At 60.1% G+C, this 26601-nt stretch carries 26 protein-coding genes; 5 read left to right on the top strand and 21 right to left on the bottom strand.

Going from position 1 to position 26601, the window contains the following annotated elements; genetic code table 11:
• Positions 1 to 39 precede the first annotated feature (39 nt).
• The 10 genes from AAEZ05_RS07360 to AAEZ05_RS07315 all read right to left on the bottom strand — a co-directional run bounded on the left by AAEZ05_RS07360 (position 40) and on the right by AAEZ05_RS07315 (position 9683).
• Positions 40 to 2133 (bottom strand): LTA synthase family protein, encoded by a 2094-nt coding sequence (locus AAEZ05_RS07360; protein ID WP_045061687.1) that lies wholly within the window; start codon positions 2131 to 2133, stop codon positions 40 to 42.
• Positions 2134 to 2457: 324 nt separating this feature from the next.
• Positions 2458 to 3060 (bottom strand): START domain-containing protein, encoded by a 603-nt coding sequence (locus AAEZ05_RS07355; RefSeq protein WP_350601353.1) that lies wholly within the window; start codon positions 3058 to 3060, stop codon positions 2458 to 2460.
• Positions 3061 to 3101: 41 nt separating this feature from the next.
• Positions 3102 to 3356 carry a YkgJ family cysteine cluster protein gene (locus AAEZ05_RS07350; protein WP_045061689.1) on the bottom strand — a complete coding sequence of 85 codons (255 nt, stop codon included), beginning with the start codon at positions 3354 to 3356 and terminating at the stop codon, positions 3102 to 3104.
• Between the two features lie 162 nt (positions 3357 to 3518).
• Entirely contained in the window at positions 3519 to 4010 is a 492-nt protein-coding gene (locus AAEZ05_RS07345) for a translation initiation factor 2 (protein ID WP_205892130.1), read from the bottom strand.
• Between the two features lie 89 nt (positions 4011 to 4099).
• On the bottom strand, positions 4100 to 5539 hold the full coding sequence (locus AAEZ05_RS07340) for an aminotransferase-like domain-containing protein (protein ID WP_045061691.1): 1440 nt from the start codon (positions 5537 to 5539) through the stop codon (positions 4100 to 4102).
• Positions 5540 to 5819: 280 nt separating this feature from the next.
• Positions 5820 to 6632 (bottom strand): OmpA family protein, encoded by an 813-nt coding sequence (locus AAEZ05_RS07335; RefSeq protein WP_350646872.1) that lies wholly within the window; start codon positions 6630 to 6632, stop codon positions 5820 to 5822.
• Positions 6629 to 6985 (bottom strand): DUF4398 domain-containing protein, encoded by a 357-nt coding sequence (locus AAEZ05_RS07330; RefSeq protein WP_045061693.1) that lies wholly within the window; start codon positions 6983 to 6985, stop codon positions 6629 to 6631. Before AAEZ05_RS07330 ends, AAEZ05_RS07335 begins: the two co-directional genes overlap by 4 nt.
• Before the next feature lie 9 nt (positions 6986 to 6994).
• Positions 6995 to 7810 carry a substrate-binding periplasmic protein gene (locus AAEZ05_RS07325; protein ID WP_045061694.1) on the bottom strand — a complete coding sequence of 272 codons (816 nt, stop codon included), beginning with the start codon at positions 7808 to 7810 and terminating at the stop codon, positions 6995 to 6997.
• Positions 7811 to 7998: 188 nt separating this feature from the next.
• The gene (locus AAEZ05_RS07320) at positions 7999 to 8931 is read right to left on the bottom strand and encodes an electron transfer flavoprotein subunit alpha/FixB family protein (RefSeq protein ID WP_350646871.1); all 933 of its coding nucleotides are present in this window, start codon (positions 8929 to 8931) and stop codon (positions 7999 to 8001) included.
• A gap of 2 nt (positions 8932 to 8933) precedes the next feature.
• Positions 8934 to 9683: an electron transfer flavoprotein subunit beta/FixA family protein gene (locus AAEZ05_RS07315; protein WP_007987229.1), complete on the bottom strand. Its 750-nt coding sequence runs from the start codon at positions 9681 to 9683 to the stop codon at positions 8934 to 8936.
• Between the two features lie 548 nt (positions 9684 to 10231).
• Here AAEZ05_RS07315 and AAEZ05_RS07310 point away from each other — a divergent pair.
• On the top strand, positions 10232 to 11896 hold the full coding sequence (locus AAEZ05_RS07310; protein WP_350646870.1) for an electron transfer flavoprotein-ubiquinone oxidoreductase: 1665 nt from the start codon (positions 10232 to 10234) through the stop codon (positions 11894 to 11896).
• A 79-nt stretch (positions 11897 to 11975) separates the two neighbouring features.
• Here AAEZ05_RS07310 and AAEZ05_RS07305 read toward each other — a convergent pair whose 3' ends face one another.
• The gene (locus AAEZ05_RS07305; RefSeq protein WP_350646869.1) at positions 11976 to 12866 is read right to left on the bottom strand and encodes an AraC family transcriptional regulator; all 891 of its coding nucleotides are present in this window, start codon (positions 12864 to 12866) and stop codon (positions 11976 to 11978) included.
• A 191-nt stretch (positions 12867 to 13057) separates the two neighbouring features.
• On the opposite strand from AAEZ05_RS07305, the gene AAEZ05_RS07300 reads away from it, so the two are divergent.
• Positions 13058 to 14110 (top strand): NAD(P)-dependent alcohol dehydrogenase, encoded by a 1053-nt coding sequence (locus AAEZ05_RS07300; protein ID WP_350646868.1) that lies wholly within the window; start codon positions 13058 to 13060, stop codon positions 14108 to 14110.
• Here the strand turns inward: AAEZ05_RS07300 and AAEZ05_RS07295 are convergent, their stop codons facing one another.
• The 6 genes from AAEZ05_RS07295 to AAEZ05_RS07270 all read right to left on the bottom strand — a co-directional run bounded on the left by AAEZ05_RS07295 (position 14111) and on the right by AAEZ05_RS07270 (position 19985).
• Positions 14111 to 14914 carry an IclR family transcriptional regulator gene (locus tag AAEZ05_RS07295; RefSeq protein WP_045061700.1) on the bottom strand — a complete coding sequence of 268 codons (804 nt, stop codon included), beginning with the start codon at positions 14912 to 14914 and terminating at the stop codon, positions 14111 to 14113.
• 59 nt (positions 14915 to 14973) lie between these two features.
• Positions 14974 to 16284 (bottom strand): MFS transporter, encoded by a 1311-nt coding sequence (locus AAEZ05_RS07290; protein WP_350646867.1) that lies wholly within the window; start codon positions 16282 to 16284, stop codon positions 14974 to 14976.
• A 198-nt stretch (positions 16285 to 16482) separates the two neighbouring features.
• On the bottom strand, positions 16483 to 17631 hold the full coding sequence (dgoD, locus tag AAEZ05_RS07285) for a galactonate dehydratase (RefSeq protein ID WP_045061702.1): 1149 nt from the start codon (positions 17629 to 17631) through the stop codon (positions 16483 to 16485).
• Positions 17632 to 17678: 47 nt separating this feature from the next.
• Positions 17679 to 18299: a 2-dehydro-3-deoxy-6-phosphogalactonate aldolase gene (locus tag AAEZ05_RS07280; protein WP_205892125.1), complete on the bottom strand. Its 621-nt coding sequence runs from the start codon at positions 18297 to 18299 to the stop codon at positions 17679 to 17681.
• A 20-nt stretch (positions 18300 to 18319) separates the two neighbouring features.
• Positions 18320 to 19312 (bottom strand): 2-dehydro-3-deoxygalactonokinase, encoded by a 993-nt coding sequence (locus AAEZ05_RS07275; protein ID WP_350646866.1) that lies wholly within the window; start codon positions 19310 to 19312, stop codon positions 18320 to 18322.
• Between the two features lie 190 nt (positions 19313 to 19502).
• Positions 19503 to 19985 (bottom strand): GNAT family N-acetyltransferase, encoded by a 483-nt coding sequence (locus AAEZ05_RS07270; protein ID WP_045061705.1) that lies wholly within the window; start codon positions 19983 to 19985, stop codon positions 19503 to 19505.
• A 208-nt stretch (positions 19986 to 20193) separates the two neighbouring features.
• Between AAEZ05_RS07270 and AAEZ05_RS07265 the strand changes: the two genes are divergently transcribed.
• The 3 genes from AAEZ05_RS07265 (at position 20194) to AAEZ05_RS07255 (ending at position 22121) form a co-directional block, all read left to right on the top strand.
• Positions 20194 to 21399, top strand: coding sequence for an MFS transporter (locus AAEZ05_RS07265; RefSeq protein ID WP_350646865.1), 1206 nt, complete (start codon positions 20194 to 20196; stop codon positions 21397 to 21399).
• A gap of 84 nt (positions 21400 to 21483) precedes the next feature.
• Positions 21484 to 21822 (top strand): hypothetical protein, encoded by a 339-nt coding sequence (locus tag AAEZ05_RS07260; protein ID WP_122839150.1) that lies wholly within the window; start codon positions 21484 to 21486, stop codon positions 21820 to 21822.
• A gap of 44 nt (positions 21823 to 21866) precedes the next feature.
• The gene (locus AAEZ05_RS07255; RefSeq protein ID WP_045061708.1) at positions 21867 to 22121 is read left to right on the top strand and encodes a hypothetical protein; all 255 of its coding nucleotides are present in this window, start codon (positions 21867 to 21869) and stop codon (positions 22119 to 22121) included.
• 130 nt (positions 22122 to 22251) lie between these two features.
• Here the strand turns inward: AAEZ05_RS07255 and AAEZ05_RS07250 are convergent, their stop codons facing one another.
• From AAEZ05_RS07250 to AAEZ05_RS07235, 4 genes are all read right to left on the bottom strand, one after another.
• The gene (locus AAEZ05_RS07250) at positions 22252 to 23181 is read right to left on the bottom strand and encodes a PfkB family carbohydrate kinase (RefSeq protein WP_350646864.1); all 930 of its coding nucleotides are present in this window, start codon (positions 23179 to 23181) and stop codon (positions 22252 to 22254) included.
• A complete protein-coding gene (locus AAEZ05_RS07245) occupies positions 23174 to 24640 on the bottom strand; it encodes a purine-cytosine permease family protein (RefSeq protein WP_045061710.1) in 1467 nt (488 codons plus the stop codon). The genes AAEZ05_RS07250 and AAEZ05_RS07245 overlap by 8 nt, the downstream gene beginning before the upstream one ends.
• A gap of 83 nt (positions 24641 to 24723) precedes the next feature.
• Complete coding sequence (locus tag AAEZ05_RS07240) at positions 24724 to 25722, bottom strand: ADP-ribosylglycohydrolase family protein (RefSeq protein WP_350646863.1); 999 nt, start codon at positions 25720 to 25722, stop codon at positions 24724 to 24726.
• On the bottom strand, positions 25719 to 26432 hold the full coding sequence (locus AAEZ05_RS07235; protein WP_045061712.1) for a GntR family transcriptional regulator: 714 nt from the start codon (positions 26430 to 26432) through the stop codon (positions 25719 to 25721). The genes AAEZ05_RS07240 and AAEZ05_RS07235 overlap by 4 nt, the downstream gene beginning before the upstream one ends.
• Positions 26433 to 26601 lie beyond the last annotated feature (169 nt).

Below are 26601 nucleotides of genomic sequence, written 5' to 3'. Positions count from 1 at the left end.
GAGGCCCTGAAAAGGGCCTCTTTTTTATTGCCTGGACATTCAGTCCGGCTTGCCGTCAACCACACCGGCAGTGTTATCGATCAGACTCTTGGTCGCCGTTTGCAGGAAAGCTTCAAGTTTCTGCTTGAGCTCGGCGGTACGCGGTGCATCAGGGATGACCTCGGCCTTGGGTGTAGCGCCCAACTGATACTGGTATACCTTCGGCGCCATTTCTTTTTCCTTGGGCAGTACCAGGATCTGATCCGCGGTGATGATCGCGGTGGTCTGTTCGCTGCCCGAAGGCTTGATCACGCCAAAACCGGTGTCGCCTTCCGGCAGGTTCAGCAGGTCACGACCCCAGCATTGATGGCGCACTTCGCCACCGATGCGGCCCATGATGGTCGGCACGATATCGATCTGGGTGCCAACGGTGTGGTCACGCTCGCCGAATTTCTCCTGGATGCCCGGTGCGATCAGCAGCATCGGCACGTTGAAGCGACCCAGGTCCATTTCGGTGATCTGGCGCTCGTTGCCGAAACCGTGGTCACCCACGATGACGAACAGGGTCTCCTTGAAGTAAGGCTCCTTGCGGGCCTTCTCGAAGAACTGGCCCAAGGCCCAATCGGCGTAGCGCATGGCCGTCAAATGTTCGTTGAGGCTGCCGCGATCCGTCACGCGCTCGACCGGCAATGGCGACGGCAAGGCGTATGGGGTGTGATTCGACAAGGTTTGCAGCAGCGCATAAAACGGCTTGCCGTTTTCCCGCGCCTTGAGCTCGACCAGGCCGCGATCAAACATATCCTGGTCGGACACGCCCCAGGTCGGATCGGAGAACACCGGGTTCACGTAATCATTGCGACCAATGAAGTTGGTCATGCCCTGGCTGCTGAAGAAGCCCGACTGGTTATCCCAGGCGAAGTCGCCGTTGTAGACGTATACATCGTTGTAATCACGGACACTGAGCAGTTGCGGTAAACCGGACAGCTTGTGGCTGCCTTCCGGGGTCTGCATCAGGTATTCGAAGCCCGGCAGGTTCGGGAAGCAGGCCATGGTGGCGAACATGCCCTGGTGGGTGTGTGTGCCGTTGGAGAAGAAGCGATCGAACAGCAGGCCCTCTTTCGACAGTTTGTCGAGGTACGGCGTGATGTTACCCGAGGCACCCAACGCGCCTACCGAGTGACCGGCCATGCTTTCCATCAGGATCACGACGACGTTCTTGATCGGCAGGGTCTTGTCGGCCGGTGGCGTGTAGTCACGGCGCACGGCTGCCGTGTCCGGATCGACCAGCTTGTCGTCAGGCATGACCAGCATGTCGCGCACGATTTGCTGGGCTTCAGGCTGCGGCAAGGTAGCCTTCCAGATATTATCGCGATCTTCAGACATGCGGCTCTTGGCAGCAGCGATCAGCGACAGCGTGCCATTGAGGCCCAACTGATTGGCGAAATTGGAATCGGTGGTGTAGACGTCCCCCCAGCGCAACGGCGGACCTTGACGCAAGGTGCCGCGAGCCGCGACGACGCAGATCAGCAGGCAAACCACGAACACGGCAGTGCGCGCATACCATGGAGCCACCTGGCGAGTACTGATGGTACCGCCGCTGAACGGGCCGCGTGGTCGGGTGGCGCGGTCTGCACCCTTGAACGCCAGCGCGAGGATGACAGTGCCGCCGACCCATGCCAGCAGGTAACGAACCACGGGAAAACCGTACCAGAGCATGCTCATGACGGTTTTCGGGTCTTCCTTCACATACTGGAAGACCAGGCCGTTGAGACGTTGGTGGAATTCGCGGTAGAAGTCCATTTCCATCAGGCCGAGGAACAGCGCGATGCTCGAAGCCACGGTCAGCCACAGGCGGAAGAAACCACGGGCCGCCATTGCGCGGACGCTGAACAGTGCCAGTACCAGCGGGATGCTGAGGTAGACCACCAGGCGCAGGTCGAATCGCAGACCGTTGACGAACGCTTCGGCGAAGGTCGAGGCCGGTGTATCAAGGATCATCTCGCTGTTGTAGGCCAGCAGCGCAACGCGCAGCAGGCTGAACATGACCATCATGACCAGGGCGCACAACAAGGTGTAGGCCAGGTGCGATTTGACGGTTGGTTGCAGCAGGCGACTTGAAGCTCGCTGCTGTTTCAGGGCGTCCGGGTTTGCCATGTCGTTTTAGGACCCATTGGAAGTTGAAGTTGCATAAATACAGCGGCGCTTAGCCCTCTGTTGGTCGATACCTGACCCCGGGGCTTGCGCGGTGCGCAAATGTTGCACGATCACCCGCAGCATTGCCATTGATTACTGTTTGGGTTGGCGCGGGCGAGATTGTCTTGGACGGGTTGTGAAAATTTCGTGCAGTGAATATTCGGATACAAAATATAGGCTTGGGTTGCTCGATCTGTTGGCCTCGGTGGGCCAGGTGCAGGGGCTGTCGAGTGAAACGAAGCAGCGCCTGCACAGCTCCCGGACGGATCGGTCAAAAAAGCGAAATTACTTCTCCGCCCGCTCCTTCAACGCCTTCAACGTATTGAACGGCGCATCCACCACAAACTTGTTGGCCACCATCGAAGGCACGCTGCCGCCCGGTTCGGTGTGCACCTGGTAGGTGACTTCGACCTGGTCACCCTTGGGCACGAACTTCCAGAAACCCTCGACCTTGACCACCCGCACAAAACCCTTTTCCTCGGGCATGTACTTGGGCACGCCTTCGAGCTTGCGGGTCAGGCTGCCATCGGCGCCTTCGACGGTGGTGATGTGCAGCACCGAATCCCGTGGAGTCACCGGCCATGGGGTATTGAATTGAGAGTAGGTCCAGCTCTGGTCGCCTTCATGCTTGAGCAGTTTCTGCAGCTTGCATTCGTGAATCCAGGCACAGGCACCCGGCACATCCTCCTGCAAGGCGCGCAGTTTGGCCATGGAGGTTTTCATCAGGGTGATGCCCTGGTAAGCCTTGTAATCAGAACCGGCCACTTCACTCAAGGAGACCTTGATACCGTCCTCGTTCTTGGCAACTTTCCACTCTTCGGCCTGGACCGAAGTCGCCAGCAAAACGCTCAAACCACACAGCACAGCCAAACGATGCAGCGAACCCATAGTGTTATTCCTTATTGTTGAAGTTCAGACCGTTGAACACATCACGCCGCCGTCATTTGCTCCCACCAGCCAATCAGTTTGATCGCTTCTTCGCTGCTGTTGCCGCAAACATCGGGGTCGGCCGCGAATGACGAACAAACAGCCGGGCGCTCCGGTTTACCGAAAATGTTGCACAGGTTTTCGACAGACAGTTGCACGCAACGTTCTCCCGCAGGTTTGCCGTGGGGCATTCCGGGGATCGGTGAACTGATGGAAGGGGCAATGCAACAGGCGCCACAACCCTCACGGCATTTCATGACGACAAGCTCCTCGCGACGGGCGATGTGTAAAGACGGTGCACAGAGTAACCGCTAAAACAGTTGTTTTAAATTAAACCGGCCGAGGTTTTTCGATCAAATGGGCGTGACCGATCAGTCTCCGACAAAGCGTCCTGGCTTGGGGTCACAAGAGGGAGCCAATCATTGCTTGAATTCGAATTCCAGCGCGGCACCTTCTACGTCGCGCCGCTCTTCATTGCGCAACTGCAGCTGCATTTCGTTGCTGAGCAGGCGCCCGTTGAGCTGAAAAGGACTGCTGCCCGTCTTGTCGCCAAACATTTGCGGCAATATCGCATCGTGTTTGGGCAACGGCACCGTGCCAACCGGGTCCAGCTCTTCAACCATTTCCTTGGGCAGGCTCAGGTCGAGTTTGGCCGAAGGTAGCGGGGTTTTCGCTATTTCACTGGCGGATTTGGACTTGGAAGTAATAGGTGCGCGTTTTTTCACCGGCTTGCTGTTCTGTTTAGCGGGGGACGCCTTTTTGACAGTGCCGGTCTTTTTTGCCGGGGTAGACTGACTTGCAGGCGTGCTTGCCGAAGGAGTTTGCTGGGCAGGAGCCGCCATGAGGCCTTGTGCCTGAAAAGACATCAGCAGGCAGAACGACAACCACACGGCGGGTAAAATCGATTTCATGGACCCGGCAACACTAACGGCAGAGGGCCATATGCTCGCCTGTTAGCCGGCACAAGACAAGTATGCACAGCAATAACCTGCCCATCCCGTCAAAAACCGGCCGCCGTTTCCTGGCAAAGCTGGGTGGCGAGCATGCCCAAAGTCATCAAGGCACGCTCTGCTTCACGGTTCCACGGGATGCCACAATTGAGACGGATACAGTGGTTGAATTGCTCGGTGTTACTGAATATGAGCCCAGGGGCGATGCTGATCCCCTGTTGCAACGCCCGCACATGCAGTTCCTGGGTGTTCACTCGCCCCGGCAGGCTTACCCAAAGAATGAAACCGCCGGTGGGCCGGGTCATTTGCGTGCCTTCGGGAAAGTACTGCTGGACGGCCAGTTGAAAGGCGCTGAGGTTCTTGCGGTATTCCTGGCGGATGTAGCGCAAATGCCGATCGTAGCCGCCATTTTCCAGATAAGCAGCAATGCCCATCTGGGTGACACTGCAGGCCGAATGGGTGCTGAAGGTCTGCAGGCGCTGGATTTCCTGCTGGTACTTTCCGGCAATCATCCAGCCAATGCGCACCCCGGGGGACAGGGTCTTGGAAAAGCTTGAGCAATAGATCACCCGATCCAGCCGGTCATAGGCCTTGAGCGCCTTGGTACGGCCCTGCTCGAACATCAGTTCGCCATAGATATCGTCTTCAACGATCTGGATATCGAAGTCCGACGCCAGGCGCAGCAGTTGCTTCTGGCGTTCCTCGGGCATGGTGCCGCCCAGGGGATTACTGAGGCGCGTGGTCAGAACCAGCGCCTTGATCGACCATTGGTTGGCGGCCAGTTGCAGGGCTTCCAGGCTCATGCCGGTGGCGGGGTCGCTGGGAATCTCGATGACCTTGAGGCCCAGCAGGTCAGCCAGTTGCAACAACCCATAGTAAGTCGGCGACTCGGCGGCTATGAGGTCACCCGGCCGGGTCAGCACGCGCAAGGACATCTGCAGGGCGTCGACGCAACCGTGGGTGATCACCACTTCCGAGGGATCGACCACCACTCCGGCATCACGCATTCGAATCGCCACCTGGCGCCGCAGCGGTTCAAAGCCTGGGCTGAACATGTAGCTGAAGGCCCGCGGGCTATGAAACCGCGTGACCTTGGCCAACTGCTGATGCAGGGCCCGCACCGGCAGGTAATCGACGCTCGGTACTGCAGCGCCAAGAGGAAACACCCCTTCGCGGCGGGACTCGACCAACACCTGTTGAATGATGCTGCTGCGCGTGACCAGGCTGGGGCGTTCGACCCTGGCGATGTCCGGGGTCGGCGCGGTCAGGGCCGGGGTTTGGTGCACGTAATAGCCCGACTGAGGCCGGGCACGAATCAACCCCTGATCCTCGAGATTGGCGTAAGCCTGCAACACGGTGGCATGGCTGACGTTGAGCTGCGAACTCATCTTGCGCACCGAAGGCACGCGCTCCCCCGGTTGATAGACACCGCGGCGGATGTCTTCTGCCAGTTGTTGAGCAATACGTTGGTACAGCAAGAGATTGGTCATGACGCAGCACTCGATTTCACGGGCATTTTATTCTTATGTGACACAGTACCGGAACAGTTTAGAAGTGTACGGGGACAGTTGCCAGAATAGTTGACCGTACAGTGCAGTGTCAGCAAAAACTGTACTGGCTTACCACTGCAGGAGCGAGCTTGCTCGCGATAAACGGCAACGATAACGCGTGAAGTCTGGATAAACGCAGTGTCGATGAGTTTTTCGCGAGCAAGCTCGTTCCTACCATGTAGCAATATGGATTGCCGGGTTGTATGCAGTTCAGCCGCCGTTAACGGGCGGCGCCGAGCTGGCCCTTTTCATCGGAGAACACAATTTCCACCCGACGGTTCTGTGCCCGCCCCCGTTCCGAGGCGTTCACGTCGACCGGATACTCATCGCCGTAACCTTCGACCTTGATGCGCTTGTCATCAATGCCAAGGTCCATCAGTACATTGGCCACGGATTGCGCGCGGTCACGGGACAATTTGAGGTTTTCCTGCTTGCCACCGGTACTGTCGGTGTAACCCTCGATACGGACCACGCGTTTGGGATTGAGCTGCAGGAATTGCACGATCTTCAGCACCACGCGGTTAGCGGAGCTTTTCAACTCTGCTTCGCCGGTGTCGAACAACACGTCACCCAGGGTCATGACCAACCCGCGATCGGTCTGGGTGGTGGCGAGTGCAACAATCTGCTCTTCCAGCCACTTGCCCTGCTGTTGCACGCTGAGCAACTTGGATTCGCGCAGGGCCAGTTGCAGGCGCTGGCGTTCCAGTTCGAGCTTGGCCGCGCGCTCTTCGTTAAGCACCTGGTTGGTGTGCTCCCGGGCGATTTCACTGTAGCGCTGGCTCAGGTAGGCGTAATGCAGCACGTCCGAGCCACTGCCCCAGTAGCTGGACAGACGGTCGGCGCGAGCCAGGGATTCACCGGCCCGGATCACGTCCTTGGGCGCAATACGCAGCACGTTGGAGTCTTCCTTGACCTTCTGGAAGTCAATACCGGCTTCCTGCAACGCGGTTTCACTGTGCTGGCCGGCACAGCCATAAAGGCTTGCACAACCCACCAGGATCAAGCCGCCAAAGGCTCTGGACGCATTATTCATTGGGCATCTCCCAATTGCTTGCGCAAGCGGGTGATGCGGGTATTCAGTACGTTCAACTGCTCTTCGCTCTTGAGGGTCAGCACCCGGGCTTCGGCCAGGCGCGCATCCAGTTCGGCCTGTTCGGCGCGCATGCGTGCATTCTTGAAGGACTGGTCGTTCATGCTGCCTTGGGCGCGGTTGAACTTGTCTTCGGCCAGTTTCATTTCCGGTACGTCGGCGGCGGTAGCCCCCACGGCCTTGGCCTGTTCGAGCGCCTGCTCGGTCAGGCGCATTTGTTCATTCGGCGCCGGATCGGCTGCACAACCCGCCAGAGCCAGAACGGCCAGGGCAGCGAAAAGAGGTCGAATACTCACTAAAAATCCCTACTGTTTTGGGGTACTGACGGGTTGTTGCTGCTGCAATTTCCAGCGCTCGATATTGCGCTGCAACGCGGCTTCCGCCAGACCGGACGCGGGCAATTCTGTCATCTTTTTCGCCAGCTGTCCGCGCAACCACGGATCGTTGCACGCCGAGTTGTGGGAAACCGCCAGATACAGCCCGGGTTTGTCGACCGGTTCAGCACGGGCGACAAGGTCATTGGCCATGCTCAGCGACTGCGCGGCGGCGATGCCCGAATATCGGCCCGCCAGCACAAACTCCACTTCACCCAACAGCAGTTTCTGCAATGCCTGCGTCAGGTTGGGCGTGCGGATCAGGGCCAATTGCTGCTCGGCGTACGTACCGAACTGCGGCGTCAACCGTGCCTTTTCCGAGATCGCACCGGCATGCCCATGAAGGTCTTGTGCCTGGTTGTAGACCAGCGGTGAATCCTTGCGAGTCCAGACGAGGTAGTCGTTCTCCAGTAAGGGCGGATGAATGTAATCCAGGGAGTCGAGCTCGCCAAACGTCAGCGGCGCATCGGCGAGCAGATCCATGCGCCCGCTGCGCACTTCGTCCAGCGCCTGGGACCGTTTGCCGGCATAGAGCAGTTCGACCTTGATGCCCAACTGCCCCGCCACCTGCTGCAACAGATCGGCACTGGCGCCGATCAGGTGCTTGGGATCCTGCGGGTCTTGCCACAGATAAGGGGGTGCATCCGGGCTGCCGGTGACCACCAGGCGCTCGCACTTGCCTGCGGCATTGGCCAGTCCAGGCAGCACCGTCAAACCCAGCAATACACAACCGAAAACTCGATGCACGACACCCTCCCAGTCAAACCAATACCACCTGTAGGAGCGAGCTTGCTCGCGAAAAAACCGAGGATACCGCAGGGTGACAGGCTCCCGGCGTCATCGTTGAATTCCATCGCGAGCAAGCTCGCTCCTAAAGGGGGCGCAAAAAAAAACCCGGCCATAAGGCCGGGCTCTTTATAAGTGAAGCCGCTGGATTAGACCAGCTTCTCCAGCTCAGGGATGGCTTCGAACAAGTCCGCCACCAGGCCGTAATCGGCCACCTGGAAGATCGGCGCTTCTTCGTCCTTGTTGATCGCGACGATCACCTTGGAGTCTTTCATGCCGGCCAGGTGCTGGATCGCGCCGGAGATACCGACGGCGATGTACAGCTGTGGCGCAACGATCTTGCCGGTCTGACCGACCTGCATGTCGTTAGGGACAAAACCTGCGTCGACCGCAGCGCGGGACGCGCCCACGGCAGCGCCCAGCTTGTCAGCCAGGGCGTACAGGTGTTTGAAGTTGTCGCCGTTCTGCATGCCTCGGCCGCCGGAAACGACGATCTTGGCAGCAGTCAGTTCCGGACGATCCGATTTGGCAAGCTCTTCGCCAACGAAGCTGGAAGTGCCAGCGTCGTGAGCAGCAGCAGCAACGGTTTCAACCGATGCCGAACCGCCTTCAGCCGCCACCGGGTCAAAACCGGTAGCACGCACGGTGATCACTTTTACCGACGCGTTCGACTGAACGGTGGCAATGGCGTTACCGGCGTAGATCGGGCGCTTGAAAGTGTCAGCGCTTTCTACCGAGATGATCTCGGAGATCTGGTCAACGTCCAGCGCAGCAGCAACACGTGGCAGGATGTTTTTGCCGTTGGAAGTGGCGGCAGCCAGGATGTGGCTGTAGCCCTTGCCAAGCTCTGCAATCAGAGGCGCAACGTTTTCCGGCAACTGATGCGCATAGGCGGCGTTGTCGGCCACCAGCACTTTAGCCACGCCAGCGATTTTCGCAGCGGCTTCAGCCACGGCGCCAGCGCCAAGGCCGGCAACCAGAACGTGGATGTCGCCACCGATTTTGGCAGCGGCAGCTACGGTATTCAGGGTGGCCGGGGCCACTACCTTGTTGTCGTGTTCAGCGATTACCAAGATAGTCATAATCAGATTACCTTCGCTTCGTTTTTCAGTTTCTCGACCAGTTCAGCCACCGACTTGACCTTGATACCCGCGCTGCGTGCAGCAGGCGCTTCGACTTTCACGGTCTTGTTGGTGGAGGCGGTGGAAACGCCCAAAGCATCCGGAGTCAGCACTTCAAGAGGCTTCTTCTTGGCTTTCATGATGTTTGGCAGGGACGCATAACGCGGCTCGTTCAAACGCAGGTCGGTGGTGACGATGGCCGGCAGTTTCAGGGAAACCGTCTGCGCGCCGCCGTCGATTTCGCGGGTCACGGCAACGCTGTCGCCGCTGATTTCCACTTTCGACGCGAACGTGCCCTGGCCATAACCGCTCAATGCCGCGAGCATCTGGCCAGTCTGGTTGTTGTCGCTGTCGATCGCTTGTTTGCCAAGGATCACCAGCTGTGGCTGTTCCTTGTCGACAACAGCCTTGAGCAGTTTGGCAACGGCCAGGGAAGTCAGATCTTCAGCGGATTCGACGAGGATGGCGCGGTCGGCACCCAGGGCCAGCGCAGTGCGCAGTTGCTCCTGAGCGGTGGACGGGCCGACGGAGACGACGACGATTTCAGTCGCAACACCCTTTTCTTTCAGGCGTACGGCTTCTTCCACTGCGATTTCGCAGAATGGGTTCATCGACATCTTGACGTTGGCGAGGTCAACGCCGGAATTGTCCGCCTTGACGCGAACCTTGACGTTGTAATCAACAACGCGTTTGACAGCTACAAGAACCTTCATGGATTCCTCGTTACTCTCCGGTGAAAAGAAAGCCGCCTAGGCGAACCTGGCGGTTGATACTCATCGGGCGCAAGGGCACCTCTAAAAACGCCGGCATAAGTGTCAAGTGACCATCGCTCATAATGTTGATGACCGTTGGTCAGGGGTGACTAACGAGTCATTCATTATCGCGGCGTGTAAACTGCGCGCCAAACCCGCGCTGCGCATCACCTTCTACTGCCATCGCCCTGTCTTTAGAGGTGCTCTTGAAACCAACAGCCAGCCTACGGCGAGCGCAAAACCGACCGTATCTTGACCGGAACACCTATTCCGGTCAATACGGCAAAATGGCCGTTCATAAGCCGCGTGACTTTGATTTCTCTGGGCTTGAGCCAATTCAAACAAACGTTTGTATTGGACGCTGAGAGTGGTGTAGATATAATGCGCCACCCAGAGAGAAAGGTGGTCAATCGATTGTCCTGTTCGGCGCATTGCGCAGAAATTCATGGATGCGATACCAAACCTCCAATTAGAAAAAAAACTGTTGAGCCTTGAGTAGGAGATAACCTGTGGAACGCGAATACATGGAATTCGACGTCGTCATCGTCGGTGCCGGCCCCGCTGGTCTTTCCGCCGCCTGCCGGTTGAAGCAGAAAGCCGCTGAAGCCGGTAAGGAAATCAGCGTCTGCGTGGTCGAAAAAGGCTCCGAGGTCGGTGCTCACATTCTCTCTGGCGCGATTTTCGAACCCCGCGCCCTGAACGAATTGTTCCCGGACTGGAAAGAACTGGGTGCGCCGCTTAACACGCCTGTCACGCGCGACGACATTTTTGTCCTGAAGAACGCCGACAACGCGCAGAAAATTCCTGACTTCTTTGTGCCCAAGACCATGCACAACGAAGGCAACTACATCATCTCCCTGGGTAATCTGTGCCGCTGGCTGGCCCAGCAGGCCGAGAACCTGGGCGTGGAGATCTACCCGGGCTTCGCCGCACAGGAAGCGCTGTTCGACGAAAACGGCGTGGTGCGCGGGATCATCACGGGTGACCTGGGCGTTGACCGCGAAGGTCATCCGAAAGAAGGCCTGTACACCCCGGGCATGGAGTTGCGTGGCAAATACACGCTGTTCGCCGAAGGTTGCCGTGGCCACATCGGCAAGCAACTGATCAAGCGCTTCAACCTCGACAGCGAGGCAGACGCCCAGCACTACGGCATCGGCTTGAAAGAAATCTGGGAAATCGACCCGGCCAAGCATCAACCAGGCCTGGTGGTCCATACTGCCGGATGGCCGCTGGACATCATGGGCACTGAAAACACCGGTGGCTCGTTCCTGTATCACCTGGAAAACAACCAGGTGGTTGTCGGCCTGATCGTCGATCTCTCCTACAGCAACACCTATCTCTCGCCGTTCGACGAGTTCCAGCGCCTCAAGCATCACCCTGTACTGAAGCAGTACCTGGAAGGCGGCAAGCGCATCAGCTACGGCGCTCGCGCCATTTGCAAAGGCGGCCTGAATTCGCTGCCGAAGATGGTCTTCAAGGGCGGCGCGCTGATCGGCTGTGACCTCGGCACCCTGAACTTCGCCAAGATCAAGGGCAGCCACACCGCGATGAAGTCCGGCATGCTCGCCGCTGAATCCGTGGCTGAAGCGCTGTTTGCCGAAAAAGACGGCACTGAGGAGCTGACCAGCTACGTCGATGCCTTCAAGCAGAGCTGGCTGCACGAAGAACTGTTCGCCAGCCGCAACTTCGGTCCGGCGATTCACAAGTTCGGCGCCATCGTGGGTGGTGGTTTCAACTGGCTGGACCAGAACATCTTCGGCGGCAAACTGCCGTTCACCTTGCACGACACCAAGCCGGACTATGCGTGCCTCAAGCTCGCGGCTGACTGCAAGAAGATCGATTATCCCAAGCCAGACGGCAAGATCAGCTTCGACAAGCTCAGTTCGGTGTTCATCTCCGGCACCAACCACGAAGAAGAGCAGCCTTGCCACCTGAAGCTGACCGACCCGAGCATCCCGATTGGCAAGAACCTGCCACTGTACGACGAACCAGCCCAGCGCTACTGCCCGGCCGGCGTGTATGAAGTGGTGACCAAGGAAGACGGCGAGAAGCGCTTCCAGATCAACGCCCAGAACTGTGTGCACTGCAAGACCTGCGACATCAAGGACCCTGCGCAGAACATCACCTGGGTGGCGCCGGAAGGTGCCGGTGGCCCGACTTACCCGAACATGTAAGTCCAGCGCCTGAACATCAAGGCTCCCGGAATGGGGGCCTTTTTGTTGCCTGCGGCAGCTCCAGGGGATCTATGGGGGGTCAGGCGGCGCGTTCTTCGCCGGGGTTGCGCTCGAAGTAGCGCTTGTACTCGCGGCTGAACTGCGAAGTGCTCTGGTAACCCACCCGATGCGCCACTTGCGCCACGCCCAACCCTTCGGCCATCAGCAAGGCCTGGGCCTTCAGCAAGCGCAAGCGCTTGAGATACTGCACCGGGGACAACAGCGTGCTGCGCTTGAAATGCTCGTGGAAGGTCGACGCACTCATGTTCGCGCAACTGGCCAGGGTCTCGACGTTCAGCGGTTCGGTGTAGTGCGCATGCAGATGACTGAGCGAGGCGGCAATTCGTGCGAATTGCCCCTGTTGTTCAACCAGCGCCCGCAGCACATCGGCCTGAGGCCCGCGCAATGCCACGTACAACAACTCACGCAACCGCGCCTGGCCCATGATCCGGCATTCCAGCGGATCGTGCAGGCAGCGCAACAGCCGCTCCACGCAACCGCGCATGCCATCGTCGAGCACCGCCGAGGTCATGGACTCCGGTGTCTGTGCCGGAATATGCCGCCCCGGCGCCAACCCCATGGCCAGAACCAGCTCACCGAGCAGCACCCGATCAATGGCGATGGAAACCCCCAGCATAGGCCCATTCGGCGCCGAAAATGTTTCGCACTCAAACGGCACCGGCAATGCCTGGATCAGATAATGCCCGGCTCCGTATTCCAGCGTACGCGGCCCCAGGTACGCCAGTTTGCTGCCTTGGGCGATGATCACCAGGCTGGGCTCGTAGATCTGCGGACCGCGCGCGACATCACAACTGGCCCTTAGAACCTGGACGCCCGGCAACGGCGTAGGGGCGAAACCATCGCGAGTGGTCAGGGGCTCAATCAGCGAAACCAGCGTGGCATTGGCATCGAGATGACGGGTTAACAACATGGGGATTCTTCACCAAAAAAGTCGCGAAAAAAGGTATGAAACCATCATCGCAGGTCTGGTTGGCCAATTGATCACACGACCATTGATATCGGAGGAATAGGCATGACACACGGAGGAATCGCCATGGCCGGTGACAGGTTGGGCGGCCAAAATGTCTCGCCTCACTTGTCACTGCTTTTGCGAGGTTCCTCATGTACACCGCTATCGGATATGCCGCCCAGTCGGCCTCCACGCCCCTCGCCCCGATGAAATTCGAACGTCGCAGCCCGCGCCCCGACGACGTGGCCATCGACATTCTCTACTGTGGCGTCTGCCACTCCGACATTCATCAGGCCCGCAACGAATGGGGCATCGCCGTTTACCCGTTGATGCCCGGCCACGAGATTGTCGGCAAGGTTACCGCCATCGGTGCGAACGTCACCCGGCATAAAGTAGGCGATCTGGTTGGCGTTGGCTGCATGGTCGATTCCTGCCGTAGCTGCGAAGCCTGCCAGGCGAATCTGGAGCAGTATTGCCTGGAAGGTCCGACCATGACCTACGCCACCCCCGACCGGGTCGATGGCAGTAACACCATGGGCGGCTATTCCGACAGTATCGTGGTCAGCGAGCACTTTGTAGTGCGCATACCGCAAAAACTCGACCTTGCCAGCGCTGCGCCGATCCTCTGCGCCGGCATCACCACGTATTCACCGCTCAAACACTACGGGGTGAAGGCCGGCGACAAAGTCGGGATTCTGGGCATGGGCGGCCTGGGCCATATGGGCATCAGGTTCGCCAAGGCCATGGGCGCCGAAGTCACGCTGTTCACCCGCTCGGCGAGCAAGGCCGAAGAAGGTCGTCGCCAGGGTGCCGACCACGTGATCGTGTCCACAGATGCCGAACAGATGAAGGCGGCCGCAGGGCATTTCGACTTCCTGCTGGACACCATTCCGGTGCAGCACGACCTCAATCCCTACCTCGACACCCTGAGATTCGACGGCGTGCACATCCTGGTGGGCCTGATCGAACCGGTGGAACCGCCGGTCCACGCCGGCAAGCTGGTGATGAATCGTCGGGTGCTGGCCGGCTCGCTGATAGGTGGCATCGCCGAAACCCAGGAAGTGCTGGATTTCTGCGCCGAACATGACATCACTTGCGACATCGAAATGCTCGACATCCGCCAGATCAATGAGGCTTACACCCGCATGATTGCCGGTGACGTGAAGTACCGCTTCGTGATCGACATGGCCACCCTGAAGGTGTAATCAGACCTTGGCACCCAGCTCGGCCGACAGCCGGGCTGTGACCCCTTTGATCAGGGGAATCAGCTCGGCCATTTTTTCCAGCGGCATGTACGGCACGGTGCTGGCGATGCTGATGCCGGCAACGATACGCTTGCTGGCATCACGAATCGGCGCCGCGACACAGCGGATCGATGGCTCGTTGTCCTCCAGATCGAAGGCATAACCGCCAGCCACGTATTCCATCATGCGCTGCTGAAACTGCTCCCAGGATTGCTCCGGGTGCTGCGGCCAGAACAGATTTTTCCCACCCACCGGCAAGCTGACTTCGTACAGCCGTTGCCATTCTTCCTGGCTGTCATCGAGCATCAGCGCCTTGCCGATGCCGGTGCGCGCCAACGGCATGCGATGGCCCACCCGCGAACGCATTTCCGGACCATTGCGCCCCGGATTCTTGTGCAGGTAAAGCACCTCGTCGCCTTCGCGAATCGCCAGGTGAATGGTGTCGCCAGTCAATGCCGACAATTCGTCCAGATAAGGCCCGGCCAGGGTCACCAACGGCAGCTCTTCGCGCGCCTGGAAACCCAGCTCGATCAGCTTGGGCCCCAACAGATAGCCGACTTGCGGCACCACGCGCAGATAACGCTCGTCCACCAGGCAGCTGGCCAGGCGATGAGTGGTGCTACGCGTAGTCCCGATCAGCCGGGCAATTTCCTTGAGATCGCGGGCGCCACTGGCCACGGCCTGGACCACACCCAGGCCCCGAAGCAACGTCTGGGTGCCGGTCGGTGCGGCGTCCTTGGCGATTTTTGCGGAGTCTTCCTGCATATCCAGCCTTTACCGTTGAGCGAGTGACGGGCGGCATTATGGTCGCCCGATGGTGGTCACTACAACTTGATACGCTCGACCTTGCCTACCAGCAGCACGTAGGAAAGTGCGCCGATCAGCGCCAGGACCGAGATATAGGTGATCGCTGGAGCGAAGGAATCTCCGGTAGCCAGGAAACCGATGACGATTGGCGTGGTAATCGCCGACAGGTTGCCGATGAAATTGAACACGCCACCGGTCAAGCCGAGCAACCGCGCCGGGGCCAGGGTCGAGACCAGGGACCAGGTGATCGACGCCAGCCCGTTTCCGAAAAATGCCAGCGCGAGAAAGGCGATGACCAGCGGCATAGACTCGACGAAGTTGGCGCCAATGATCGAGGTGGAAATCAGCAGGCCGCCAATGATCGGCAACTTGCGCGCAAACCCGACGGTGTAGCCGCGCCGGATCAGCAAGTCCGAGAAGAACCCCGAACACAACACGCCGACGAACGCGGCAAGAAACGGCAGCGACGCCAGCAGGCCGGACTTGATGAAGTCCATGCCGCGATATTTCACCAGGTAGGTCGGGAACCACGTCAGGAAAAACCACAGGGTAGAGTTGAGGCAGAACTGACCGAGGTAGATGCCCCACAATTTGCGTTTGGTCAGAACGATGCCCAGGTCAGTCCAGCTGAATTTCGCCTTGACCTTGGCCTGCTCGGCCTGGATATCCACCAGCCCGCCACCTTCGCGGATCAACTCGATCTCGGCGGCGTTGGCACCCTTGAAGTCCCGTGGTTCGCGATACACCGCGTACCAGATCACCGCCCACAGAATGCCGACTGCACCCGTGCTGACGAACACCATGTGCCAGCCATACTGGTGTTGCAACCACGCCAGTACTGGTGTCAGGAAGGCCAGGCCAACGAACTGTCCGGAGGTGTAGAAGCCGATGGCCGTGGCACGCTCGCGCTCAGGAAACCAGGTGGTGACCACGCGGCTGTTAATCGGATAGGCCGGCGCCTCAAGCGCACCAACGGCCATGCGCAGAACGAACAGCGCGATGAAGCTGGCGGCGAAGCCGAGCATTACAGTGGCAATCGACCACAACAACAGGGCAACGCTGTAGAGAATGCGCGGCGGCACGCGATCCACCAGCCAGCCGCCGGGGATCTGCATGGCAGCGTAGGTCCAGCCGAAGGCGGAGAAAATCAGTCCCACGTGAATGGGATCGATGCCCAGCTCGCTGGTCAGCGCCGGGGCGGCGATCGACAGGTTGCTGCGGTCCAGGTAGTTGATGACCACGGTAATGAACAGCAGCACCATGATGAAAAAACGCTTACGGCTGGGTGCCACCAACGACGCCTGCCCGGTGAGGGTTTGCGGTTGCATGGGGGATGCCTCTTTTTATGTTTATTGAGGTCGATGTGAAATCGGGGTTTGCCGCAAATCTCCCTGTCCATGGAGATCAAACTGTGAGAGCCAGCCTGCTGGCGATAGCGGTGAGTCAGTCACCAAAAATACCCGGGGTGCCGACCAAATCGCCAGCAGGCCGGCTCCCACAGGAATTTGCGGTGGATCAGAGAGCACTCACCACTCGGCAAAACTGCCATCGGCGTGGCGCCAGATCGGGTTGCGCCAGCGATGGCCGACGGCTGCGCGCTCGATCACGTACTCCTCGTTGATCTCGATCCCCAGGCCCGGGCCGTTGGGGATTTTCACGAAGCCTTTGTCATAGTCGAACACCCGCGGATCCTTGACGTAATCCAGCAGGTCGTTGCTCTCGTTGTAGTGGATGCCCAGGCTCTGCTCCTGGATGAACGCGTTGTAGCAAACCGCATCCAGCTGCAGGCAGGCGGCCAGTGCGATCGGGCCCAGCGGGCAATGCAGCGCCAGGGCGACATCGTAGGCTTCAGCCATGTTGGCGATCTTGCGGGTCTCGGTGATACCGCCGGCATGGGACGCATCCGGCTGGATGATGTCGACATAACCTTCGCTGAGCACGCGTTTGAAATCCCAGCGCGAGAACAGCCGCTCGCCTAGGGCGATCGGGGTGCTGGTCAGCGGCGCCAGCTCTTTGAGCGCTTCGTAGTTTTCGCTGAGCACCGGTTCTTCGATGAACATCAACTTGTACGGATCCAGCTCCTTCATCAACACCTTGGCCATGGGCTTGTGCACCCGGCCATGGAAGTCCACGCCGATGCCGACGTTAGGCCCCACCGCGTCACGCACGGCAGCAACGTTGGCCAATGCCAGGTCGACTTTCTCAAAGGAGTCGAGGAACTGCAATTCTTCGGTGCCGTTCATTTTCACCGCAGTGAAACCACGTCCCACCGCTTCTTTTGCCGCACGGGCTGTGTCCGCCGGGCGGTCACCACCGATCCAGGAATACACTCGAATCTTGTCGCGAACCTGACCACCCAGCAGATCGCTGACAGACACGCCCAACGCCTTGCCCTTGATGTCCCACAGCGCCTGGTCGATACCCGCCAGTGCGCTCATGTGGATGGCACCGCCACGGTAGAAGCCGCCGCGATAGAGCACAGTCCAGATGTCCTCGATGTTGCGTGGGTCTTTGCCGATCAGGTAGTCGGACAATTCTTCGACGGCTGCGGCGACGGTGTGGGCGCGGCCTTCGACCACGGGTTCGCCCCAACCGGTCACGCCCTCGTCGGTTTCGACCTTGAGGAAGCACCAGCGCGGCGGCACGATGAAGGTGGTGAGTTTGGTGATTTTCATCTGTATCTCTCTCTTATTGGATGCAGCGCTAGCAGCGCCAAGAAGTCTTAGCGAAGGGCTTTCCAGGCAGCCACGTAGGCCTTGGCGTTGTTCGCCACCTGCTCTGGCGTCATGCCCGGCTTGAACAGCCCGGAACCCAGGCCGAAACCTTTGACGCCGGCGTCGATAAACACCTGCATGTTGTCGGGCGTGATCCCGCCAACCGGGGCCAGAACAGTCCCTGGCGGCAGCACCGCGAGCCAGGCTTTCACCACGGCGGGGCCCATTTGCTCGGCGGGGAACATCTTGAGTACGTCTGCGCCTTCGGCCAGCGCGGCGAATGCTTCGGTGGGAGTGGCAACACCGGGCGACAGGAACAGGCCGGCCGCTTTGGCCGCACGCAGCACCTTGGGATCGCTGTGGGGCATGACAATCACCTGGCCGCCCGCGGCTTTCACCTGCTCGACCTGCTCCGGCGTGAGTACTGTGCCTGCGCCGATCAGGCAATCGGCCGGCAAGATGCTGCGCAGGATGCGAATGCTGTCGTACGGCTCGGGGGAATTGAGCGGCACTTCGATGACGCGAAATCCGGCGGCATACAGGACTTCGCCAATGGCGGCCGCTTCTTGCGGACGCAGTCCACGCAGGATCGCGATCAGACCGTTTTGCGCCAGGGCTTGCTTGAGCATGTCAGACCTCCAGTGGGGGGTTAACGGGAAAGGGTTGGCGGGATGAGGCCGGCGGCAAGCGCCAGTTGCCACAACCCGCGCTCGGTGGCCTGCTCGCCCAGGGACACCCGGGCAAATCCACAGGCGTCCAGGGCCCTGCAGTAGCGACTGCAGAGTTGGGAATTGCCAATGAGGATGATTGAGGGCAGATGCACGCTGTTGCGTCGATGACGCTGGGCATGTGCCAACGCGCAAACTTCGTGGCCGATCAACAGCCCGGACAGGTAGTCCGGCTGGGCGCTGGCACTCAGTTCGCCGGTCAGGCCGAGGCTGCGGGCACTGAACAGCGTGGACAGCGGGCCGATCTCGCCATCGGACGACAGCGCCACTTGTACACCACGGTCGAACGCATCGCCGTCAAAGGATCCGCCGCGTTGCTGGGTACGGCCGAGAATACTGTGCTCGCTGAGCACCGCGAAAATTTCACCGGTCATGAAGGTATCGAAATGCACGATGCAGCCTTCGGCCACTTCCACCCATTTCGAATGACTGCCGGGCAAGCCGATCAGCAGATCACCGCCACTGTTGCCTGCAAGATGGTGCAGAACGCCGAGCACTTGGGTTTCTTCGCCGCGCATCACATTGGGCAGGCGCGAGCGCTGGATGACACCGGGCACGATGTGCACGTCGACTCCGCGAATGCTGCGCACAGCCTGCAGGGAGTTCCCGAGATCGGCGACGTTGGCCGGGGTCTCCCGGTAGGCCGCTTCGCACCAGCCCTGGGCGCTGCCGACCATGCCACAGGCAATGACCGGCAAGCCTGTCTGTGCATCGAGCCAGTCGCCGCAGGCTTCATCGAAGGCCAGTTCAAAGCCGTCAGCGCACGGCTGGCCGGCGATCACCCGGGGTGTGCGGGGCAGCTGCATGATGCCTGTAGACAGCGACCGCTGTTCCAGCACCTGGCCGCCTTCGGCGAGTTTGTAAGCACGTAATGAGGTTGTCCCCCAATCGAGCGCGATCAATTGCGCCAGCATCGCTTCACCTGTTCTGTTTGTTGGGCAGTGAGTGAGCCGGACTATAAACCTGGGAGGGGACAAATCTCAATATATAAATATCAATCCCATATATTGAAACAAAGTAAAAAAAGATCGCAGCCTTCGGCAGCTCTTACAGGGATTGCGAAACTGTAGGAGCTGCCGAAGGCTGCGATCTTTCAAGGGGTCATCAATTTCCTGCGGCGAAATCCCGCAACACCGCCCCATCCATCCGATAGCGCACCCACTCTTCCTGCGGCTGCGCACCCAGGGATTGATAGAACTCGATCGCCGGCTTGTTCCAGTCCAGCACGCTCCACTCGAAGCGCCCGCAATCATTGGCGCAGGCAATCTTCGCCAGGTGCCGCAGCAGGGTCTTGCCCGCCCCGCCGCCGCGCTGTTCGGGGGTGATGTACAGGTCTTCGAGGTACAGGCAATTGCTGCCCAGCCAGGTGGAGTAACTGAAGAAGAACACCGCGAAGCCGATCGGCAGGCCATCGCGCAGGCAGATCAGGCCGTGGGCGGTGGCGCCTTCGCTGAACAGGCTGCGCTCGATGTCGGCAACGCTGGCGATGACTTCGTGCCGGGCCCGTTCGTAGTCGGCCAGCTCAGTGATGAACGCGAGGATTTGCGGCGCATCGCTGGGGGTCGCCGGGCGGATGTCGATCGTCATGGACGGGCCTTCGTCAAAATTGAAAAAAACATACTAAGACGCCACGCGACGCTCGTCACATGGGAAATCGGTTTTTCCGCATCGCTGCCGTTGCGCAATCACTCCGGCCAGCACTAACCCTGAAATCGCGAACCTCGCACCTAACGCCGGCGTCCCCCGTGTTAGATAGACAGGCTGTGCATTTTTTATCAGGACAAGGACCCGCCTCATGCCCACCGCAATACCCGCCGTTTCGAACCGCCTGTTCGGTTTGTTCTGCTTCGCCAGCTACCTGCTGTCGTTGTCCTACGGTTCGACCTTCCTGCTGTCGCTGTTGATCAGTTCGCGAGGGGGCAATGAGCACGATGCCGGCAGCGTGATCTCCGCAGCGATGCTCAGCACCTTTGCGGCAGTGATCGTGTCCGGGCACTTGTCGGATGCGCTCGGTGCCGCCCGCTCGATCGCCCTGTTCGGAATTTTGCTGGCTGCTGCGAGTCTGGGATTTGCCATGGCACCAGGGTTTGGCGACGTGCTGCTGTTGTTCGGTTTGCTGCTGGGCTTGGGCTGGGGCGTTTTCTACACCTTGGGGCCGATCATTGTGGCAAGTCTGGTGACGCCCGCGCAACGAGCCCGCTATTTCGCCTTGCTGTCGGGCAGCATGCTCACAGGGATTGGCAGCGGTCCCCTGCTGGGGCGGCTGGCCAGTGCGCTGGGGTATCCCGTGACGGCGGCGTTTTACCTGGCCGCACTGGCCAGCCTGATCGGCGTGCTGTTGTTCTGGCGGCTCGATGTGCACCTGCGGCAAGTGCCTTCTGCGTCAATTGCAGGCGCGCGCATATCCTGGCGGGCGACGGCTCGGGTGCTGTCATCCAAAGCGGTGTTCCCGATCACCATGGTCGGCCTTGGCGGCAGCATATTTGGCGGTTTGTCGAGCTTTCAAACCAGCTACGCTGCCGCTCGCTCAGTCGACTATTCGCTGTTTTTCCTGGGTTTCATGGGTGCTGCGATCGCCGGGCGAATGGTGATTGCCGGGTGGGTGGTCAAGCGCGACCCGCTTCGCGCGTCCTGCCTGCTGTCCGGGCTGACCCTGGGCTCGATCCTGATGTTCGGCTACGGGGTGAACGACAGCGTCAGTTACCTGATGGCTGCAGTGATGCTGGGCATCGGCTACGGCCTGACATATTCGGTGATCAATGGCCTAGCGGCCAACGAAGCACCCGCTGGCACTCTCTCGCAGGCGCTGCTGTTATTCAGCCTGGCGTACTTCATCGGCGTGTTTGGCTTTCCGTTCGTGGCCGGCAAGATCATCGTCGAATATGGAATGACGACACTTTTGCACACAGTTCTGCTGATCAGTCTGCTGAACTGGCTGATCACCGCAGGCCGACTGCTCTGGCGGCGAATCTTTGCCACCAGGGCGACGCAAAGCGCCTGAACCGTTCGTCGACCTTCAGGCACCAATTCAAATCAGGGGCGGACCAATATTCGGTAAGGACTTTAAATAAATGGAGACGACAAAATGATCCTGTCCAGATTAACTGCCCTGTCCCTCGCCACCTTGCTGTCTGCTAGCGCTTTCGCGGCGACCGTCGCCACCGGCACCGGTCCGACCAATCCTGTCGAAGCGCCCAAAGCCCCCGCCATCCAGAGCGCCCCAGGCATTAACACCAATGGTACGGGTGTCGACAGCAGTTTACCGCCGTCCACCGGTACCGACCCACGGACCCAAGGCAGCGATATGGGCCGTCAGGGTGGGATGAACGCGCCGGACACCCAGACTCCCGATAACGCAGAAACCGGCACCGGCTCGAAAACCACCACGGGTGGTTCGGGTTCCGAAGGTGGTGCCAGCAAATAGTTCGCCCACGCGAGCGTCCTTTCTACCGCCATGAAGAGGTAAGCATGAACGTCGATGACAACCTTGAGAAAGAAGTCCTGACCCGCCTGTTGCACGCCCACCCAAGTGGTTTGGGCAAGGAGGTCCTGGATAATTATCGTGGGGAAAAAGTCGTGGCCAGCACCCTCGCCACGTTGCAGGATCGCGGCCTGATCCAGCATGGGCATGTGACCTGTAACGAGGCCGGCGAACATTCGCTGAATTTGCCGATCAAGCTCAGTGCAGCCGGGGTCGAAGCGGCGCGCAAGCTGGAAGTGTAAGCCGTTTAGCGCGAGGCTGGTGTTGCTGGCCTCGCGTTGTTGCCAATACCGCCATCGCGGGCAGGCTCACATCGGTCCCGCCACCCACCATGCCCCCTGTAGGAGCGAGCCTGCTCGCGATGACGCCCACTCAGGCACCCGCAGTCCTGCTGATCAAAGCATCGACCTCACTGGAGCCAGGCGAAGTCGCCGGCCCCCAGCGATTCACCGCCAAAGCCGCCGCTGCATTCGCTCGCCGCGCTGCCTCGAGCATCGGTAAACCTTGAGCCAAACCGGCGATGAATACTCCGGCATGCGCATCACCGGCGCCATTGCTGTCCACTGCTTCTACCTTGAAACCCGGCACGTGCTGAGGCTCACTACCCTGGCTGACCCAGCAACCTTGCGGCCCATCGCGAACTACCAGCAGTGCTTTTTTCGGCAGGTGATCGGCCAGCATAATCAGTGCCTGGTCAATATCCGTCGCACCGGTAAAGCCAAGCGCCTCGACGCCATTGCTGGTCCACAGGTCTATGCGCGGCAACAGCGCCTGCATCAGTGGCGCATCCGGCGAGTCCACCAGCGGGCCCGGATCGAACACCACCTTGATCTCACCGGCTAGCGCCAGCACCCAATCCACCAGTGCCTGGGCCTTGCCGGCATGCAGCAGGCTATAGCCACTGACGTAGACATAGTCCCCCGCCTCGACTTTCACGCCGGCGAGGTCCTGGGCAGTCAGTTCGCCTTCGGCACCAATATAGGAAATGAACGTCCGCTCGGCCGATGCCTCGGTCACGGCTACGCACAAACCGGTATCTTGCCCGGCGCTGTGGGCGATGCCGATGTGAATGCCCTCGGCCGCCATGGCCTCCCGGGCCAGGTCACCGAAGCGACCCGTGCCGTGCCGCCCCAGGTAGACCACGGGTAAACCATTGCGCTGGGCGGCGGCCATGACATTGAAGCCACCTCCAGCCTCGAAACTGGCCGACTGCGCTAATACGTCGCCACCCGATTGAGGCAGTTTGGCCACGGCCATGACCAGATCGATGATGACCTGGCCGGTGTGCAGCAATCTAGGCATGAGCATTCTCGATCAGTCCCGGGCGACGATCCCTGGCGCCGCCCAGCAGCCCGTAAACCCCGCCCGCCACCAGGAAGGTAACGATCCAGCCGAGGCCGTTATGCCCCAACCAGGAATCGGACAGGAACCCGCGGAACCACAGCGTCTGCTCGGTGGTACCAATGGTGGTGAAGCTGTAACCCAGGACGATCGCCAGCGCCCAGGCGCCGAATGCGCGCCACTCAATGCCGCCGCGATACCAGTAAGCACTGCTCGGGCTGACGTCCAGCAGGTCCTGGGGGCTGTAGTAGTGACGGTGAATCAGGTCCACCACAAAAATCCCCACCCAGGCCGTGATTGGCACTGCCAGCAGCGAAATAAAGGTAATAAAGGGACCGTAGAAGCTGTCGGCAATCAACATGAAGTAGATCGACCCGGCGAAGATCGCGACGATGTCGACCACCACGGCATACACCCGCTTGACCTTGAGGCCGAGGGTCAATGTGGTGAGGCCTGCGGAGTACACCGACAGGTTGTTCGACAGCAGCAGACCACCGAATGCCGTGATCAGATAGGGCACCGCCATCCACGTGGGCAGCATGTCGCGAATCGCGACGATCGGGTCGGTGGCCGAGGCCAGGTCATCGTTGCCCACCGACAGCAGGCCGCCCAGGGTAATCAGCAACACCAGCGGAATACCCGCGCCAAAGGCCGCCGAGGCAACCAGGCGCACGGCCTTGACGCTGCGATGCTGGTAGCGCGACATGTCGGCGCCAGCATTCGCCCAGCCGATTCCGGTCCCCGCCGCCATGGTGCCGACCCCGATGATCATTGCGCTCAGCGGCGCCGGTGGCGCATTAAACACGGCGCTCCAGTCGATGGTGGCGCAGAGAAAACCGCCTACCAGAATGTTCAGCGCGCCAAATACGTAAGTCGCCCATTTTTGGATGACCAACAACGTAGCGTGGCCGAGGCCGGAGACCGACAACGTCAGCAGCACAAAAATCGCGATGAAGATCAGCGTCAGCACCGGCGCGCTCTTGGCTTCCACCGGCGAACCGAACAGGATCGAGCACAGCGACAGCAACACGAACGCGGCGGTGGTGGTGTTGACCGTCTCCCAACCCAGGCGCGACATCAGCGAAACCAGCGTCGGCCCAATGTTGCCGCGCACACCGAAGATGGCCCGGGACAAGGTCAGGCTCGGCGCCCGCCCCCGCCGTCCGGCGATCGAGATGATGCCCACCACCGCGAAGGAGCCGGCAGCCCCGAGGACCGCCACGATGATAGCCTGCCAGATCGCGAGCCCGCGAAACGCCACGAGCGTGGCCCCCAGCGGCAGGCCAAGGATGGAAATGTTGGCGGCGAACCAGACCCAGAACAGTTGCAGCGGATGACCGTTGCACTCCGCTTCCGGCACCGGTTCGATGCCACGGGTCTCCAGTTGCCCGGCGGTCTGCCCGCTATTTGAAGAACGCATGAAATGCTCCTGTTGCCATTTTTGTGGTTGTCGGCAAAACGAATGTATGACGCGCCTCCTACAGTGGTGTGGTGTTCTCGCCTTCAGCGCAAAGCCATAAGGCCCCGCACCAACGGTTCCAGCGCCAGACCGTTAACCATCTTGACCCTGTCGATCATCGCCACAGGCCAGCTCTCCAGTCCAAGGCAGGCACCGAGCATGGCACCCAGGATCGCCGCGATGGTGTCGGTGTCGCCACCCAGGCTCGCGGCCATGCACAGCGCCTCGAACGCGTTCATTTCGCCAATGGCCACCTGTTGCGCCAGGGCAAAGGACACCACTACCGATTCCTGGGAAGCCACCGAGGTGCCGATCACGTCGTATAGCAGGTCGGCGAGCAACGCTTTGTCACTGTCGACACTGATGGTCCGGGCCCAGCTGATGCGCGAAGCGATGCGGCCACCGGCGACCCAATGTCCATGGCTCTCGGCTTGCTGGGCGAGGTGTTGACCCAGGTTGAGTGCAGCGCCCAGGTCCATGCCGTTGACGCCGGCGGAGACCACCGCCGCCACCGCTGCCGCGCTGGAAATGCCCAAGGTGGTGTTGTGGGTGACCTGGCAGGCCTGCACGACGGACTGAATGAAACGTTCGGGGTCAGCGATGTCCGCCGCGATGCCCACCGGCGTAATGCGCATGGCCGCACCGTTGGTGGTGCCGTAGCGCCCGGCCTCTGCCGGCGAATGCCCGGCAAGGATCATTTCGATCGCCCGTTTGGTCGAGGGCCCCAGCAGATCCTGCGAGCCTTTGGCCCGCATCTCGGCTTCCCATTCGATCAGGCGCTGGGCGAGCTCCGAAGGCTCGATCCGACCCTGGCCCTCGATCAGTAACTGCCCGACCAGAATCGCCTGTTCGGTGTCATCGGTGATCGAACCGGCGGGCATATTGGCCGCGATCGGCTGATCGGGGCCGGCGTCTTGCAGGTCGTTGATCTGACCGAAACGCGCCTTGATATCAGCGCGGCTGAGCGACTGCGTCGGCATGCCCAACGCATCGCCCAGGGCCAGTCCGTAGAACGCGCCGAGGGCACGATTGAGCGGGGTCATTGCGGGGTTCCAAATTGCAGGTGCAGGCGAAAGTGCACGGGATCAAGCAGGCTTTCGACCTGTTCCATGAAGCGGTTTTGCCGGTCGTAGGTGGTGCGCAAAGCCTTGAGAAAGACCGTGCCCACCGGTCGTCCGAGCAGTTGTGCGTCCTCGGCATTCAGCGGCTCGGCGCCGATCCATTGATCGCCGCGCTCGCCGATAAAACCATAGGCCGCCAGGGTGATGGTCAGGGAATCGTCGATCAAGCCGACCCGGGGCAGGCTTTCCAGGCCGCTGTTGGCGGGCATCAGAGAGCGTTCAAGAGACACCAGGGTGCCATCGTTGGAGCGCCGGCGGCGGTCCAGTGTGATGAATTTTTCAGTGCCAAAGCGCGACAGCAAATCGGGTCGATCCACTGCCTCCAGGCGCAGCACTTCGGTATTGACCAGCGCCCCGCTGTCGGCCAGGGCCTGGGCCCAACCGCTGCGCTGGTCGAGCACTACCCCGTCAAAGGTGACGATGGAACCGACCCCCGTTTGCGTGGCGATGTAATGGCGCCGTTTCAACTCGGCCAGGGCTTCACGCAACGTGCCTCGGCTGACTTTGAATTCCTGAGCCAACTGATGCTCGCCGGGCAACAGGAAACCGTCCTCCATGAGGCCGCTTTCGATGCGCCGGATAAGCTCGTCGACCACCCGTTTTTTCTTGTCAAATCGTACCTGTCTAATCATGTACAAATTGATACCCGAAACGGGCTGGAGCGGGCAAGGAATATTTCAGTGAAGTGACAAATGGAAGGTGACCGCTTCGCGGTCAATCGCGGGCAAGCCTTGCTCCCACAGTGCTTTGCACTCACAGCGCCCTGCTCCCACAGGTGGTATGCGCCCCCCATGAGGGAAG

This window comes from Pseudomonas sp. HY13-MNA-CIBAN-0226 (assembly GCF_040310305.1).
GTDB classification, from domain to species: Bacteria; Pseudomonadota; Gammaproteobacteria; order Pseudomonadales; family Pseudomonadaceae; genus Aquipseudomonas; species Aquipseudomonas gregormendelii.
Note: the sequence above shows the minus strand (reverse complement) of the source record. Positions and strands in the feature narration are given on the sequence as shown.